Raw genomic sequence first — 15,027 nt, 5'->3', positions numbered from 1 at the left:
AATCTACAATCAAGAGTTAAGCTACACAGTAACTTTGGTTACATTGTTAAACAAAAAAACCCACCAATAAATTGGCAGGCTTTTTTTAATGGTTAGTGCTACTTTATAAAAGTGTAGTAGGACATACATAATCTGATTTAGGAATTTTAGTTTTTGATAAATCATCAAAACCGCCAATCACATCAACAAAATCATTCCAACCTCTTTGTTTTAATATTGATGCGGCAATCATACTTCTATAACCACCTGCACAATGCAATACAAAAGGCTTATCTTTTGGAAATTGTGCTAAATGCTGATTAATCTCATTTAAAGGAATGTTTAGTGCTCCTGTAATATGCTCAGCATCAAATTCACTTTTTTTACGAACGTCAATTAATAATGGTCTTTCTGCATTAAATGCTTTTTCAAAATTTTTAGCAGTAATTCTTCCAACAGTTTCAAAATCTTTTCCAGAATTTTTCCAAGATTTAAAACCTCCATCCAAATAACCTATAGTATTATCATAACCAACCCTTGATAATCGCGTAATAGCTTCTTCTTCTTTACCTGAATATGTGATTAATAATATTTCCTGTTTTACATCTGGAATCATTTCACCTACCCATTGCGCAAAACTACCTTCTAATCCTATATTAACACTATTTGGAATAAAGCCATTCGCAAAATCTTTTGCATCTCTCGTATCTAGTAAAAGTGCTCCAGTTTCATTCGCCACAGCCTCGAAAGCCTCTGGTGTAAAACCTTTTTTTGCTTTATCCATAACCTTATCTAGACTTTCATATCCTTTAATGTTCATTAAAACATTTTGAGGAAAGTACTGGGGAGGGGCTGTAAGGCCTGTCAAAACTTCTTTTATAAATTCCTCTTTAGTCATATCTGCCCGAAGCGCATAATTAACTTCTTTTTGGTGGCCCAGTGTATCTGTTGTTTCCGTACTCATTTTTTTACCACAAGCAGAACCCGCACCATGGTTAGGGTATATTATTAATTCATCGCTTAAGGGCATAATTTTATTACGTAGAGAATCAAATAAATGCCCTGCTAGCTTTTCTTCTGTCAATTCTGATACTACATGTTGTGCTAAATCTGGTCTACCAACATCGCCTATAAAAAGAGTATCTCCGGTTATGAGTCCATGCTCCTTACCTTTTTCATCAATTAGAAGATATGTTGTACTTTCCATAGTATGCCCAGGAGTATGTATAACTTTAACTTTATACGCTCCAATTTTAAAAATTTGACCATCTTCTGCAGTTGTAGCTTTATATGCTGGTTTGGCACCAGGGCCAAAAACAATCTCGGCAGCCGCTTTATCTTTTAAATCTAAATGACCGCTAACAAAATCAGCATGAAAATGAGTCTCAAAAACATACTTGATTTTTGCGTTATCTTTTTTTGCTCTATCGAGGTAAGGTTGCACTTCTCTTAATGGATCAAAAACTGCAGCTTCTCCATTATTTTCTATATAATATGCCGCGTGTGCCAAACATCCTGTATAAATCTGTTCTATTTTCATGCCAGTCTATTTTAAATTTTATAGTTCAAAATTATGATTCTAAAATGATGTAAAAAGTGACTTTAGTCACATAACACCACTTTTTTTTGATTCCAAAGAAATCTTTTCTTCAATTGCTGATTTTCGGCTCAAAGATTTACAATGTTCAAAAGCTTCACTTGTTTTTACGAATAAATTTTCTTTTCCTATATCGATTATCAATCCACTTGAGTAAAGAATATCACGGGTAGGACCTATAGCACCTGCAATTACAAAAATGACACCTCTACTCTTTAATTCATTTATAATTTGTTTTAACACATGAACAGCACTACTATCTATATAATTTATAGCCTCTGCATTTAATATTAAGTACTTTACCGCGCCACCCTTTCTTTCTAGTTCTTTAAATAATTCTTGTTTAAAATATTCTCTATTACCAAAATATAATTGTGCATCGAAACGTACTATTAGAAATTCATCAAAAATTTCGGTCTCTTCAGAAAAACGTTTTACATTTTTAAAGTAGTTTGTATTTTTAATCCGCCCGAGCACTGCTATGTGAGGTCTAGAAGTTCTATAAACTAGTAGCAACAAAGAAATTAAAACTCCTAGTAATATTCCTTCTTTTATTCCTATTGTAAGAGTGATTAAAAAGGTGGCTATCAAAAGGTAAAATTCATCTTTTCTATTTTTAAACAGTTGAATAGGGTATTTAAAATCAATTAGTCCGAACACGGCTACCATAATTATTGCTGCCAAAACCGAATTGGGCAAATAATAAAATAGCGGAGTAAGAAATAGTAAAGTAAGGCCAACTACTAAAGCACTTACAATAGATGCTATTCCGGTTCTTGCTCCTGCTTGGTCATTAATGGCGGTTCTAGAGAAACCTCCAGTTGTAGGATAAGATTGAAAAAATGCACCTATTATATTTGAAGCACCTAAAGCAATTAATTCTTGACTGGTATCAATTTCATAGTCTGAATGTTTTTCCTCAACTGCTTTAGCAACAGATATTGCTTCCATAAATGCAATGAGCGCAAGTGTTATTGCTATTGAAAAAAGATCCATAATTCTCGAATAATCTATGGTAGGAACTTTTAACGATGGTAAACCACTAGGTACTTTACCCACAATTTTTACACCTAAATCATTAAGACCAAAAAAATAAATTAGAACTATTCCAATTACAACGACTAATAAAGCAGATGGTATATTTTTATTCACCTTCTTTAAAATGCTAATTAAAATTATTGAAAGAATACCAATACCAAGAGTAATGAAATTTGTTTCTGAAACCGAAACAAAAGCATTTTTCAATAAAATATGGACTTGATTACTCCGGTCAATATTCGTTCCTAATAAATGTTTTAGCTGGCTAAGTCCAATAATGATAGCAGCGGCCGAAGTGAATCCGCTAATTACAGGTTTGGATAAAAAATTAACAAAGAAACCCATTCGCAGTAATCCAAGTGTAAGTTGTATCACCCCCATAAATAAAGCCAAGAATATGGCCATACTTATATATTCATCTAAACCTGAAAGTGCAAGTGCGCCTAAACCTGAAGCTACCAGAAGAGAATCCATTGCTACTGGTCCAACAGCAAGCTGACGGGAAGTACCTAATAAAGCATAAATAACTTGAGGGATTAGTGAAGCATATAAACCAAAAACTGGAGGCAAACCTGCTATCATAGCATAAGCCATGCCTTGTGGAACAAGCATTACCCCCACAGTTAACCCTGCACTAATATCACCTGATAAATATGATTTTTTATACGTAGGAAGCCATTGTAGAAATGGAAAATAGTGCTTAAACATCTAATCAAATTTGAACTCAAATTTAATTAGTCAATAAAACCCTTGCAGTAACTTAAGTTACACAAACCATTATAAAGTTAAGATTTCTATATAATTTCGATGTAATTCTATTTTACCAATCTGTTCTAGTTTCTTTAATAGTCTAGATATAACTACTCTAGAACTGTGTAAATCATAAGCTATTTCTTGATGTGTATTTTTAATAATATTACCATCATTAATTCTTGCCTTCTCTTTAAGGTAGCTAATTAGCCGCATGTCCATTTTATCAAAAGCTATACTATCTAATGTATTTAAGAGCTCATTGAGGCGATTATGATAACTTTCGAAAATAAAATTTCGCCAAGATTTATACTTTGCCGTCCATTCATCCATTTTTTGAACTGGAACCATTATCAATTTTGTATCGGTTTCTGCAATTGCTCTTATTTCACTTTTTGAATCTCCCATACAACAGGTTAAAGTCATAGAACAAGTATCACCCTTTTCTAAGTAATACAACAATAACTCATCGCCATCTTTATCTTCACGTAATACTTTTATCGCTCCAGATATTAGTAAAGGCATGCCTCTAACATATTCTCCTATATCCATTAATTTATACCCTTCAGACACCTCTTTAAATGTACCAACTTGTACTATTTCATTAATTAATGCCTCTTCAAATATGTGTCCGTAGCCTTCTTTTAATTCTTGAATCATGTAAACATTATTTATTTTACTTGCTATTGTTTTATCAATATTGAAAAAATATTAGCCCAAATTGATTTTAACACTGCTCCATGGTAAGGCATAAACTAAAGTATACTAATTACTATAACAGTTAAAAGTCCGAGTAGTCCTAAACTTAAATAGAATACTAAAGTTAATATAAAAATTGTAACCACTTCTGCAATTCAAACAGCATATGAAACATACCTAAAACCATAATAAAAACTAAATTCAATACTATATTTCAAATCGAATTTATCTAAATGCCCTTTAACGCTTTTAAATTTTAACTTATATAGAAAAGCTTCCATAAATTTTCCCACTTAACACCTTGCGCATTTTGAAAAAAATATGTGAATATTTTTAGCCCTATCGCCATATTGTCTTTTGTTTTCCAACAAAAATAAAAGATGTTTTATCTGACAACAGTAACAATAGTTACATTTACTTTATAAATTTTCTAAAGCATAGCGAGGCAAAGTTTATGTTATGTTTAACTTAGGCTTTTAAAAAAATATTTAAAATAGACACAAGTATTATCCAGCATTATGCTTGATTAATTATACTTTCTTGGGGTATTGCTGAACTTTTAAAAATTGTTGTAAATCATCTGCAGTTTATCAGCCTTCGTGAATACCTAACTAATCATGAAATAATTGTTAATGAGATAGTAAAATAAGCTACCCACCTACTCTTTTAGTATCATTCAAAAACCAAAAAGAATAAACTTTAATGGATTTCGTAAACCTGACCAATATCATAGTACCCAGACTTAGGTTATGTTAATTTCCATTTGGTAAATCTTAAAATCGGGCAACTCATTCAATCATGAAATGCACGTTTAATTTGTAAAAACTATTTCTGTGTGGGTATCTCTTATTTTTCTACTTTATATTCTACTAGCCCTTTTCATAGTATTTACGATTCTATTATACGGGGCTAAACCCTCAAAAACATTAGCATGGCTTTTGGCTATATTTACTATTCCTGTTGGTGGTATTCTGCTGTATTTGCTATTGGGTAGAAATCGACGTAAAAACAAACTATTAAAACTTAAAAATGACTTTTCTGTTAAACCACCTATACAATCACATGAAATTCTAAAAAAAGTAAATGATGAACATAAAAAATTAGAACAAATAATTTATAAGAATTGTGGATTTCCTTCTACAAGTCAAAATCGACTCGAATCACTAAAAAATGGTAAAAAAACTTTTGAGGCCATCTTTAACGCATTAAATGAAGCTGAACACTGTATACATTTACAATATTATATTTTTGAGGAAGGTATACTTTCAGAACGGTTATTTCGGTTATTTGATGCTAAGATTAAACAAGGTGTTCAAATACGAATGATTTATGATAGTGTGGGTAGTTTTTCTCTTAGTAAACCCTATTTGAAAAGATTGTTAACCATAGGTGTTGAAGCGTACCCATTTCTTCCATTTAAATTTGGCCATTTACTTAGGACGGTAAACTATAGAAATCATCGAAAAATAATTATCGTTGATGGCCAGGTAGCTTTTACTGGTGGAATTAATGTCTCTGATAAATATTTAAAAGGTGATCCTACCTTAGGCAAGTGGCATGACATGCACTTGAAAATTCAGGGAGAAGCAGCAGCTCATTTAGATTATGTATTTGCTACAGATTGGTATTTGGTAAGTCAAAAATTGATTGAACCCTACCCTACGTATAAAATATTCAATACTGTTGATTTTAATTCTTTAGTGCAGATTGTATACGGTGGACCGGATGATGATTTTTCAGTTTTAGAACAGGTTTATTTTACGATGATAAATGGAGCTAAGAAATACCTATATATTACGAACCCATATATCATTCCTGGTCAAGCCCTACTTCAAGCTTTACAGACTGCCGCTTTAGGCGGAGTTGATGTGAGACTAATGATTTCGGAAAAAGTAGATAGTAAACTGGTAGGATGGTGTGTGAGATCTTATTTTGGAGCACTTTTAAAATCAGGAGTAAAAATATACCTTTTTCCTGATGGGTTTCTACATAGCAAAATAATTATTAGTGATGATACCATTTCAACAATTGGTACCGCAAATCTAGATGATCGTAGTTTAGAACTTAATTATGAAGTAAACGCCATAATTTACGATGTACCCTTTAGCATAATGTTAAAGAATGATTTTTTAAAAGATAGTAATACAAGTCGCTTATTATCCTATCAAGAACATTTAGAAAGACCCTGGAGCGAAAAACTCAAAGAAGGATTCGGAAAAGTATTTAGTCCGTTGCTATAAAATAAGTGTTTCATATCCTATTTCATTTTGGCAAGTTTTGTTTTCTTCAAATTCATTGAGATTTTGAATTGTGATATTGGCAATGCTTTCTAAAGCTTCAACAGTTACAAAACCTTGATGAGGAGTTAGCAATACATTAGAAAAAGACAATAATCTATTTAGCTGTCCATCTTTGATTCCATTTTTTGAATGATCTCTAAAAAATATACCTTTCTCTTTTTCATATACATCAGCACCATACCCAGCAATTAGTTGCTGTTCAAGTGCTTGAATTAATGACTTATGTTCAATAATTGCGCCTCGAGATGTATTGATGAGTATCACATTTTTCTTCATCAAACTGAATTGCTTTTCGCTGATCAACTGATGGTTTTCATACGATAACGGAATGTGCAAAGTGATAATATCTGCTTGTCTACATACTTCCTCAAAAGAAGTATATTTTACATTACAAAGTTCAACCAAATCAATATTTGGCTTTAAATCATGAGCGATTATCTTGCAACCAAAACCATGCATTATTTTGGCCATAACAGAACCAATACTACCAGTGCCAATGATTCCAACAGTTTTTCCGTGTAGGTTAAATCCCATTAAATCATCCAACAAAAAGTTAGATTGATGCACCTGTTTATCTGCTAAAATTAATTTTCTATTTAACGCTAATAAAAGTCCCGTTGCATGTTCTGCTATGGCGTGAGAAGAATAATTTGGTGCATTTGCAATTTTAAATCCAAGTTGGTAGGCCGGTTTAATTTGTATGTTATTAAAGCCTGTTGAACGTATTACTATATACTTAACACCTAAATCCCATAACTTTTCTAAAACTATGCCATTGGCATCATCACCCGAAAATATTGACACTGCATTAAAGTTTGCTGCTTTGATTGCGGTCTCTGAATCTAAGGCGTCTTTTAAATATGTAATCTTATGGCGATTATTATTTGCCTGATTTAGAAATGGAATTTCAAATTCTTTAGCACTGTAAACAAGTAATTTCATATCTAAATATTTAAAAGTTCTTAGTAATATTTCTTGTTAGGGCTGACGCAATAACTTTGATTTAATGTTCTTTTTATTTTTTCTCGTGAAAGATTAATTCTTGATTTTCCATCGATGATACTAACAACTGCACATATTCGTCTATAGATTTGTTGAAGTTTTTACGATTGGTAATATCTATTCCAGCACGCCAAATAGTTTGTCGTTCTTTATCAACACAAATACAATAAAGAGCTGTTTCTACATGAAATAAACTAAATGTGTTATAGTAGTCATATTCATAAAATATACCTTGATGAATAATATAATCATCTTGAAAGGTATTTAAAAAACCTAGGGTATTGGGTTGTTTTGAACGTAGCCTTTTCTTGTCTTCAGTGCTAACTATTTTAGTATACAGTATGGCGTCAAAATCTTTGTCCAAAAGTTGCTGTTCTACTTCTGCCAACTCCTTTTCTGATTGTTTTGAAGAAATAAATTTTACATCAAAAAGATCGACACTTCTAACTGCTTCAATATCTCGTTTTTCAAATTCATGCTTTAATTTGTTTTCAAAATTTACTCGGACACTTTCATTCTCTGTCATCCCTACAATGAGCACCTTATATGCATGGAACAACACTACATTTGGGTCTTTCCAATTACTAACCAAGCGTGTAGAAGTACAGCCGTATATCACGGAGATTAACAAAACAAATACAAGCACTTTCTTCATAACATCATTTTAAACTTTCACTATTACTAACTAATTAATAAGTAAAAAGAGGCTAATTTGTATTTGCTTTCACAGCTCTTTCTGACATTACTATATCTACTTATTTCAATGTATTAATTCTAAAAGACTCATAATATTACTTTTAAAAAACAAATGCGTCTTACCAGTTTATTTCATTTCAGCATTTGGTTTGCGCTTTTTCATAATTCCACCAGCATAATTAAAAATTTCTGCTTTGAGGTCTCTGAAATTGTTAATGTAATCAAGCACACTAGCTTTAAGTTTATCGTGCTTTTGATAATATGTAAGGTCACAAGAAGCATCAGTACACTCTATCATACCACCTAGTGCATTTTCATGCTTTACGATTAATTTTTGAAGTTGTTTCTTAGTCTCTTTTGACTTGTGTATTCGTTTCAAGTAATCTTGTAAACGTTCAAAAAGATTCTGAGTGTTGGGCTGAAAAGCGTATGAATTTAAAAGATGGTCAATGAATGTTATTTCATCATTTATAAAATCAAGATTTGATTTCCAACCTTGTATCTCAAGGTGTAATTCTTCTACTTTATTTCGCTGTGTCGTTATATTATAGATCTCATTCATTTTTCATAAAATTAGAGGGTTAAAGCACTTATTTAACATTGATTTATAAGTGCCCAATAACAGAGCTCAAGTTAATCTTACAATTGTTCAAATACTATGATATTTATCAGATTTGAACTATGAAATAAGAATTTCAATTGTGTCTATTAAGGATGGAATTTTTACTTGCCACCCAAAAGCATCTTTTAATTTAACACGCAGACCACTTAAGGAATTGGATTCACCGTGAATCAAAAAAACTTGCTCTGGTATGTTTTGTATTCCACTCATCCAATTTAAAAGCTCGGCCTGGTCTGCATGGGCTGAAAGACTTTCTAGATGATGCACTTTTCCTTTTACAGGAATATATTTTCCAAAAATCTTAAGTTCGTGTGCACCCTCTAATAATGAACGTCCTCTAGTTCCTTCAGCTTGGTATCCAACTAATAATACATTAGTGGACGTTTTAACTAATAGTTGTTTTAAATAAGTTAAAACTCTTCCTCCAGTTACCATACCACTGCCTGCAATAACAATTTTAGGGCGTGGATCGTCAATTGTCTTCCAAGTTTCGCCGTATGAACTTATTATATTGATATGGTTGCACATGGCATCGTATTCTTTTTCAGATAAACTGTGCCAATTGGGAAAATTTTTAAATACTGTTAAAACATTATTTCCCATGGGACTGTCAACAAAAATTGGAATATTCGGAATCTTATTTTTTTCATATAGCTTCCATAAAACATACATTAACGTTTGTAAACGCTCTACTGCAAAGGAGGGTATTATTAAATTTCCTCTTTCGTTTATAGTCTTAGAAATTAATTTAATTAAAATCTCTTCAACATTCTCTTCGGGATGAAGTTTATTTCCATAAGTACTTTCTACAAAAAGATAATCTGCCCATTTTGGTTTTTTTGGAAGTGCAAGTAAATAATCTTTTTGTCGACCAATATCGCCAGAAAAAACAAAAAGCTTACCGAACATTTCAATTTCAATAAAACACGATCCAATAATGTGACCATTAAATACAAACCGAAATTTAATATTTTTAGAAAGGGTTATCCAATGTTCTTCTTGTTTTGATTCGAAAAAGCCGAGCGTACTTTCTACATCTTTAAGCGTATAAAAAGGTTTCGCTGGGTTATGCTTGGAATACCCCTCTTTATTTGCTTCTTCAGCTTCCTCCTCATGTATTTTGGCACTATCTTTTAGAATAATTTCTGTTATTGCCAAGGTGGGTGCTGTACCAAATATTTTTCCTCTAAATCCTTCATTTACTAATCTAGGTAAATACCCAGTATGATCAAGATGACCGTGTGTTAATAATACAATGTCAATTTTAGAAACGTCAATTGGTAACTGCTGCCAATTCTTTGCCCTAAGTTCTTTTAAACCTTGAAACATACCACAATCTACCATAATATTCAGCTCTTGAGTTTCCAAGTAGAACTTAGATCCAGTAACGGTACCTGCTGCACCCAAAAAATGTATTTTAACTTTATTCATCCTTTAAGCATTACACAATTGAGTTATCTCTTGAAATATTTTATTCTTACGTTCATCTGAAATATGTAAATGATCGAGAAAAAATTTATCTTCTACTAGTTGCCTACATAATACAATATCTCTACTCAATAAAAATTGCTTTTCCTTATTGCTCATTTGGGTGGAAACTGTAATTGGGTAAAGCCCTAGCCGATCAATACGATCTTTTAGTCCATTATTTTCAGGATAGTCCCAACTTAGCAAATATAAACCAGCACATTTACCATAAGCTATTGCATCAGTTGTAAATCTAGTATTAGTAACAACCCAACCATCTTCTAATAAATTTTCATTAGGTCTTTTCTCCCAATGTGCTTTAACATCCCTATAGCGAGAGTGTATATATAGTGGCACTTTCACATTGCAATTGCGCCCTTCTTCACCATGAAACTTACATTCTATTATGTTTATTATATTATTTTTTTTCGCAAAAACATCTATTTCATGCGATACACAAACACCTGACATAATTTTACCTACTTCTGTAGTATATCCTGAAAAATCTAGAATAGCAGCAATGAAACTTTCAAAAGGAAAACCTGTGGGTCCCAATTCATAAATTGCCTTTTTCAATTTGTATTTTGAAGCAAAAACAGCTTTCTTTTTCTTTAAAAGTGCATATGCTCTATTGTATATTTCCTTTGTAGAAATTCCTTTGTATAATTCATCACGAACTGTATCTACAATCTGTTTAATCAAAATATCATCCGCTCCACTATGCTTAAGTGAACTTTCTAATTTTTGAATCGAGAACTTTGTTTTTTCTCCTGATGATTTTATAATTTCTATTGTATTATCTTTCAAAGTAATTATTTTTTAAGACTGATTTCCACTTCAGGAATTTTCAATAGTTGTAATGTGGTTGAAGCAAAACTCACCTCAGTATTGGTTTTCTTAATTGCTTGTTGAATACGGTCGTAAAGTTCGTTCTTGGTAGCTCGTCTTTTTTTAAAATCTGTAATATACCTTAGGTTTAATTCAATCCAATTATCTGTCAATTGAATTGCAATTGTAGGCTCAATAGTTGCATTTTCTATATAGTAGCGTTCTACCATTTCTTCCCATTTAACTTTCGAGTTCTTAGTATATTCTGATAATTGTTCTTCTGCGATATTTTGCACTATTTTCTTCGCTAATACTACATTAGAATCATATGTAATCAATAAGTTTAATTCATCCCAAACAAATGGAAAATCCATAGAATAATTTTTTATAGGTCCCTTGAAAACAAAAGCATTGCTAATTTTTACAATTCTGCCTGAGTAATTATCGCTATTTACCCATTCACCCATTTCCATAATGGTTGTATAAACGCTATCGATATCTATTACATCACCTTTTATTCCATTTATTTCTATACGGTCACCAGGTTTGTAAACCCTAACAAAAAAGATGTAAAAAGATCCAGCGACACTCAAAATTAGCTCTTGTAAAGTAAAAGTTAGGCCAGCAGTAAAAAGGCCTATAATTATGGTATAATCTTTTACATCATCAATTGTGAAGGATATAATGATTAATAAAATTATTAAAATGTACCCAATAATTTCAAAACCTTTTTGTGCCTTATAGCGAATTGCAGCATCTTCAATGCGACGTTTAAGTAACTTTCGAACAAAGCCTATTGTAATCAAGATTACCAAAATCCAAACTACAATTGTAGTAATCTTTATAACTAAAGGTCTATTAAATAAATCTATGAGTTCTCCCATGTAATTCTAATTATAGTAAAAATCACGAACCAAAGCTTTAACCTGATTGTCGGTCATGCTATCAGCTTTAATGACTTTTTTTACTCTTGCTGCCAATTCCGGAAAAGATAATTCTAACTCTTCTCTAAGTTTGTTATTTGTTCCTGCTGGCCCAAATATGACCAGCTTGTCAGCATTAGTAACCGCTATTGCAATTGCGTGAAAGTATTTTTTTAGTTGTTGTTTTTCGCGTTCCAAATATTTGCAATCCTGAACTACATCTTGTGGACCACCTTTTTGTGCGGTTCCTGACCCCCCTTTGGGATTAAAAAATTCAAGATCAGAATTTATTGTTTTAAAAGTCTCATTGTCTTTGCTAACTGTTATTATGTGGGCTTTTTCCTTGTCGAGCCATATTCCAGCATTTTTCATATTAATTATTTTAAAAGTCAATGGTTGTAGTTAAATAATATCAATTTTTCGTTTACGAATTATCTTTTAATACCATAATAGGAATCTCACTATTGTAGCCAATTTCTTTTAATAATGGATTGGAAAGCCAACTATTAAAAAATCTATGTTTTCTGTTCAAGAAAGTAATCATATCACTATCACGACTTTCTACAAAAGACTTAACACCTTGACCCACACCAACCTTAGTAAGTTCGTGAAAGCTATGCGTAACATCTTCTAACATCTCAGTTAATAAAGCTTTGTTCTTCACTTGGTCTGTACTTAAAATAGCTTCCTTTTCAATATGTAAAACATGAATACTAGAACTATGCATTTTGGCAATTTCTAACATTGGCCCAAGTTCTATTCTTCTAAATGGGGTTTTATAATCCGTTGGAAAAACTATTTCTTCTGGAGGAGAAAAACTAAAGCTTGCGGGAACAGCAATTGTAGGACACTGCGTAATTTTTTCCATTACACCCACTGTATTCGTACCCAAGATAGCCTTTGAGTCGTCTGTAATACCCTTAGTACCCATTACTATTACATCAATATCTTTAGCTCGTAAAACATCTTCAACTGCCACTAAAAGTGAATTAAAAGTGCAAATGGCATGAAATATATGCTTGTTATTCTCAGGTTGAAAACGCAATACCTCCATTAATTTATTCATACTGGTATTAGAATTTAATTTTGCAGCTTCATAAAAACGTTCACCTGGTTCGGGAACTAATCTTTTATCTAAATAATGGTCATTCGTTTTAAAGACATTTAAAAAATAAAATTCACAACGAACATTTTTATATAATTCTAGAGCATACCTTATCGCATTCAATGCATTTTTAGAGAAATCGGTTGGTAATAATATTCTTTTATCCATAACTTAACTATTTAGGTTATGTATTAAAAGTAGGGTAGTAAACTATCTTATGAAATGATAAATATCATTCTTGAGAAGCTAATATAAGTAACGGTATATCACTATATATACTAAGGTCCAGTACAATAGGTTCACGAAATAGTTTATCCAAGAAATAATGCGGATAGTAGCACATAGCTAATATATCAATCGAATTATTTTTTGCAAATTCTGCAATTGTTTTTGCCTTAGATTTTTTTGATGAAATTGTTTTAAAAGTCACCTTCAGATTTGTAAAATAATCACTGAGCAATTCCTTATTTTTTTCTTGTGCGGCATCTATAGCTTCGTTTAATCCATCAGCCATATGAATTATGTGCAAATGACTATGATTGATAGCAATTAAAGATTTTACAATTGATAATGAATATTTCTCCAATGAGTGTTTGTAGCTTGAAATAAATCCAAAATTTGAAATTGGTCGAAAATCCATCTGTTTGGGGATGCATAATACTGGACAATCAATTTTGCTCTTTACAATTTGAATAGTGTTACCTCCAAAAAATATATCCATGGCTCCGGTTCTTCCTTTTGTTCCCATGACCAATAGTTTAATTGTATGTTGACCAATATAACTTTTGACGGCTTTTTCTAAAGTTCCATGTATAGAAATTGTTTTAAACTTATGCAAAACATTCTGTTCAGTATCCGAAACTATTTTGTGGTATGTTTCTAGAAGACATTCTTTAGCCCTGTTATTTAAGAATTTGTTTAGCTCTTTTGTATTATTTACACCATTATATTTTTGCTTGAAATGTGATTGATGATTAAAGGCGTATAAAATATGAAAAATGCATTTTTGGTTTTTATAGAGCTGCGTTACGTAAAAGAGAGCATTATATGAATCATACGAAAAATCAGTGGTTACGAGAATGTTGTGTGTCATGTATTTTAATTAAAATGTGGAATAACCATAAAAGGTATAGTAATATGAAATCCTATTTTTTTAATGACGGGTTCAATAAACATTCGTTCAACAAAAGTGTGCTTATTTTGAATCATAACTAAAAAGTTCATCTTATGTTTTAACTGAAAATTATTAATTGCCTGAATGACTTCTTGATTCGATTGATCATGAAAAAGATGTGCAACACTACTAAGTATATCATCTAATTTTTCTTTGTTCTTCTGTTGTTTTTCAGAAAGTTCATATCCATACGAAACATGTAACACCTCAACACTAGCAATGTGTTTTTTAGCAATTTCTAAAAGCACTTCCAATGGTTTGGACTTGAATTCTACTTCATAATCCGTCGGAAATAAAATTTCTTTAGGCACCTCATATTTAAAATTAGGCGGTATGGCGATAACAGGACATTTTGCTTTCTTAATTACATGAACAGTATGGGTTCCAAACAATATCTCTTCCGCACCAGTTGCTCCTTTGGTTCCCATTACTATTAAATCAATATTTAGGTCTTCTACCATTTCGTTAACTTGACTAACTAATGTGTTCAGGCATGTATGAGATTGAAAATGGTGATTAGTATTTTGGTATTCTTTTGCTATTCGCTTTTGTAGTTTGTCTAAGTTAGTTACTGCATTTTCGCGCATGACATCACCTAAACCAATTTGCCCTGGGCTAATAGTTAAATATTGAGCTTGATAAATTGGTGGCATATAGGTATGTAATAAAGAAAACTCACATTCTACATCTTTTAATAACTGTAAAGTGTATTGAATAGCATCAAACGAGTTATCTGAAAAATCTGTTGGAAGAAGTACACGTAACATAGCATTTATTTTTTAAGGTTCATTACTCAAAACTAACTTGAAGATTAGAATTAAACCATGATATTCATCAGTTTTGAAAT

At 31.6% G+C, this 15,027-nt stretch carries 14 protein-coding genes; 1 reads left to right on the top strand and 13 read right to left on the bottom strand.

What is annotated here, in order from left to right:
- Positions 1–103 precede the first annotated feature (103 nt).
- The 3 genes from JQC67_RS10645 to JQC67_RS10635 all read right to left on the bottom strand — a co-directional run bounded on the left by JQC67_RS10645 (position 104) and on the right by JQC67_RS10635 (position 4,024).
- Positions 104–1,519: an MBL fold metallo-hydrolase gene (locus JQC67_RS10645; protein ID WP_203252791.1), complete on the bottom strand. Its 1,416-nt coding sequence runs from the start codon at positions 1,517–1,519 to the stop codon at positions 104–106.
- 66 nt (positions 1,520–1,585) lie between these two features.
- Positions 1,586–3,322: a SulP family inorganic anion transporter gene (locus JQC67_RS10640; RefSeq protein ID WP_203252790.1), complete on the bottom strand. Its 1,737-nt coding sequence runs from the start codon at positions 3,320–3,322 to the stop codon at positions 1,586–1,588.
- A 69-nt stretch (positions 3,323–3,391) separates the two neighbouring features.
- Positions 3,392–4,024, bottom strand: coding sequence for a Crp/Fnr family transcriptional regulator (locus JQC67_RS10635; protein WP_203252789.1), 633 nt, complete (start codon positions 4,022–4,024; stop codon positions 3,392–3,394).
- An 872-nt stretch (positions 4,025–4,896) separates the two neighbouring features.
- Between JQC67_RS10635 and cls the strand changes: the two genes are divergently transcribed.
- Entirely contained in the window at positions 4,897–6,303 is a 1,407-nt protein-coding gene (cls, locus tag JQC67_RS10630) for a cardiolipin synthase (protein ID WP_203252788.1), read from the top strand.
- Here cls and JQC67_RS10625 read toward each other — a convergent pair.
- The 10 genes from JQC67_RS10625 to JQC67_RS10580 all read right to left on the bottom strand — a co-directional run bounded on the left by JQC67_RS10625 (position 6,298) and on the right by JQC67_RS10580 (position 14,947).
- Positions 6,298–7,305: a 2-hydroxyacid dehydrogenase gene (locus JQC67_RS10625; protein WP_203252787.1), complete on the bottom strand. Its 1,008-nt coding sequence runs from the start codon at positions 7,303–7,305 to the stop codon at positions 6,298–6,300. The genes cls and JQC67_RS10625 overlap by 6 nt on opposite strands.
- Before the next feature lie 73 nt (positions 7,306–7,378).
- Positions 7,379–8,020, bottom strand: coding sequence for a hypothetical protein (locus JQC67_RS10620; RefSeq protein WP_203252786.1), 642 nt, complete (start codon positions 8,018–8,020; stop codon positions 7,379–7,381).
- 168 nt (positions 8,021–8,188) lie between these two features.
- Positions 8,189–8,623 carry a hypothetical protein gene (locus JQC67_RS10615; RefSeq protein ID WP_203252785.1) on the bottom strand — a complete coding sequence of 145 codons (435 nt, stop codon included), beginning with the start codon at positions 8,621–8,623 and terminating at the stop codon, positions 8,189–8,191.
- Positions 8,624–8,740: 117 nt separating this feature from the next.
- Positions 8,741–10,114, bottom strand: a complete 1,374-nt coding sequence (locus JQC67_RS10610; protein ID WP_203252784.1) for an MBL fold metallo-hydrolase RNA specificity domain-containing protein — start codon at positions 10,112–10,114, stop codon at positions 8,741–8,743.
- Positions 10,115–10,117: 3 nt separating this feature from the next.
- Entirely contained in the window at positions 10,118–10,957 is an 840-nt protein-coding gene (locus JQC67_RS10605) for an ATP cone domain-containing protein (RefSeq protein ID WP_203252783.1), read from the bottom strand.
- A gap of 5 nt (positions 10,958–10,962) precedes the next feature.
- Positions 10,963–11,862: a mechanosensitive ion channel family protein gene (locus JQC67_RS10600; RefSeq protein ID WP_203252782.1), complete on the bottom strand. Its 900-nt coding sequence runs from the start codon at positions 11,860–11,862 to the stop codon at positions 10,963–10,965.
- Positions 11,863–11,868: 6 nt separating this feature from the next.
- Positions 11,869–12,273 (bottom strand): hypothetical protein, encoded by a 405-nt coding sequence (locus JQC67_RS10595; RefSeq protein WP_203252781.1) that lies wholly within the window; start codon positions 12,271–12,273, stop codon positions 11,869–11,871.
- 52 nt (positions 12,274–12,325) lie between these two features.
- Positions 12,326–13,174, bottom strand: coding sequence for a universal stress protein (locus JQC67_RS10590; RefSeq protein WP_203252780.1), 849 nt, complete (start codon positions 13,172–13,174; stop codon positions 12,326–12,328).
- A 64-nt stretch (positions 13,175–13,238) separates the two neighbouring features.
- Positions 13,239–14,099: a universal stress protein gene (locus JQC67_RS10585; protein WP_203252779.1), complete on the bottom strand. Its 861-nt coding sequence runs from the start codon at positions 14,097–14,099 to the stop codon at positions 13,239–13,241.
- A gap of 5 nt (positions 14,100–14,104) precedes the next feature.
- Entirely contained in the window at positions 14,105–14,947 is an 843-nt protein-coding gene (locus JQC67_RS10580; RefSeq protein ID WP_203252778.1) for a universal stress protein, read from the bottom strand.
- Between the last annotated feature and the right edge of the window lie 80 nt (positions 14,948–15,027).

It is taken from the genome of Aurantibacter crassamenti (assembly GCF_016811105.1).
Classification (GTDB): Bacteria; Bacteroidota; Bacteroidia; order Flavobacteriales; family Flavobacteriaceae; genus Aurantibacter_A; species Aurantibacter_A crassamenti.
The sequence above is the reverse complement of the archived record's forward strand: the minus strand, read 5'-3'. Positions and strand labels throughout refer to the sequence as shown.

Coding starts and splice junctions, on each gene's coding strand:
- JQC67_RS10645 (WP_203252791.1), bottom strand. CDS start 1,519: ATGAAAATAGAACAGATTTATACAGGATGTTTGGCACACGCGGCATAT.
- JQC67_RS10640 (WP_203252790.1), bottom strand. CDS start 3,322: ATGTTTAAGCACTATTTTCCATTTCTACAATGGCTTCCTACGTATAAA.
- JQC67_RS10635 (WP_203252789.1), bottom strand. CDS start 4,024: ATGATTCAAGAATTAAAAGAAGGCTACGGACACATATTTGAAGAGGCA.
- JQC67_RS10625 (WP_203252787.1), bottom strand. CDS start 7,305: ATGAAATTACTTGTTTACAGTGCTAAAGAATTTGAAATTCCATTTCTA.
- JQC67_RS10620 (WP_203252786.1), bottom strand. CDS start 8,020: ATGAAGAAAGTGCTTGTATTTGTTTTGTTAATCTCCGTGATATACGGC.
- JQC67_RS10615 (WP_203252785.1), bottom strand. CDS start 8,623: ATGAATGAGATCTATAATATAACGACACAGCGAAATAAAGTAGAAGAA.
- JQC67_RS10610 (WP_203252784.1), bottom strand. CDS start 10,114: ATGAATAAAGTTAAAATACATTTTTTGGGTGCAGCAGGTACCGTTACT.
- JQC67_RS10600 (WP_203252782.1), bottom strand. CDS start 11,862: ATGGGAGAACTCATAGATTTATTTAATAGACCTTTAGTTATAAAGATT.
- JQC67_RS10595 (WP_203252781.1), bottom strand. CDS start 12,273: ATGAAAAATGCTGGAATATGGCTCGACAAGGAAAAAGCCCACATAATA.
- JQC67_RS10590 (WP_203252780.1), bottom strand. CDS start 13,174: ATGGATAAAAGAATATTATTACCAACCGATTTCTCTAAAAATGCATTG.
- JQC67_RS10585 (WP_203252779.1), bottom strand. CDS start 14,099: ATGACACACAACATTCTCGTAACCACTGATTTTTCGTATGATTCATAT.
- JQC67_RS10580 (WP_203252778.1), bottom strand. CDS start 14,947: ATGTTACGTGTACTTCTTCCAACAGATTTTTCAGATAACTCGTTTGAT.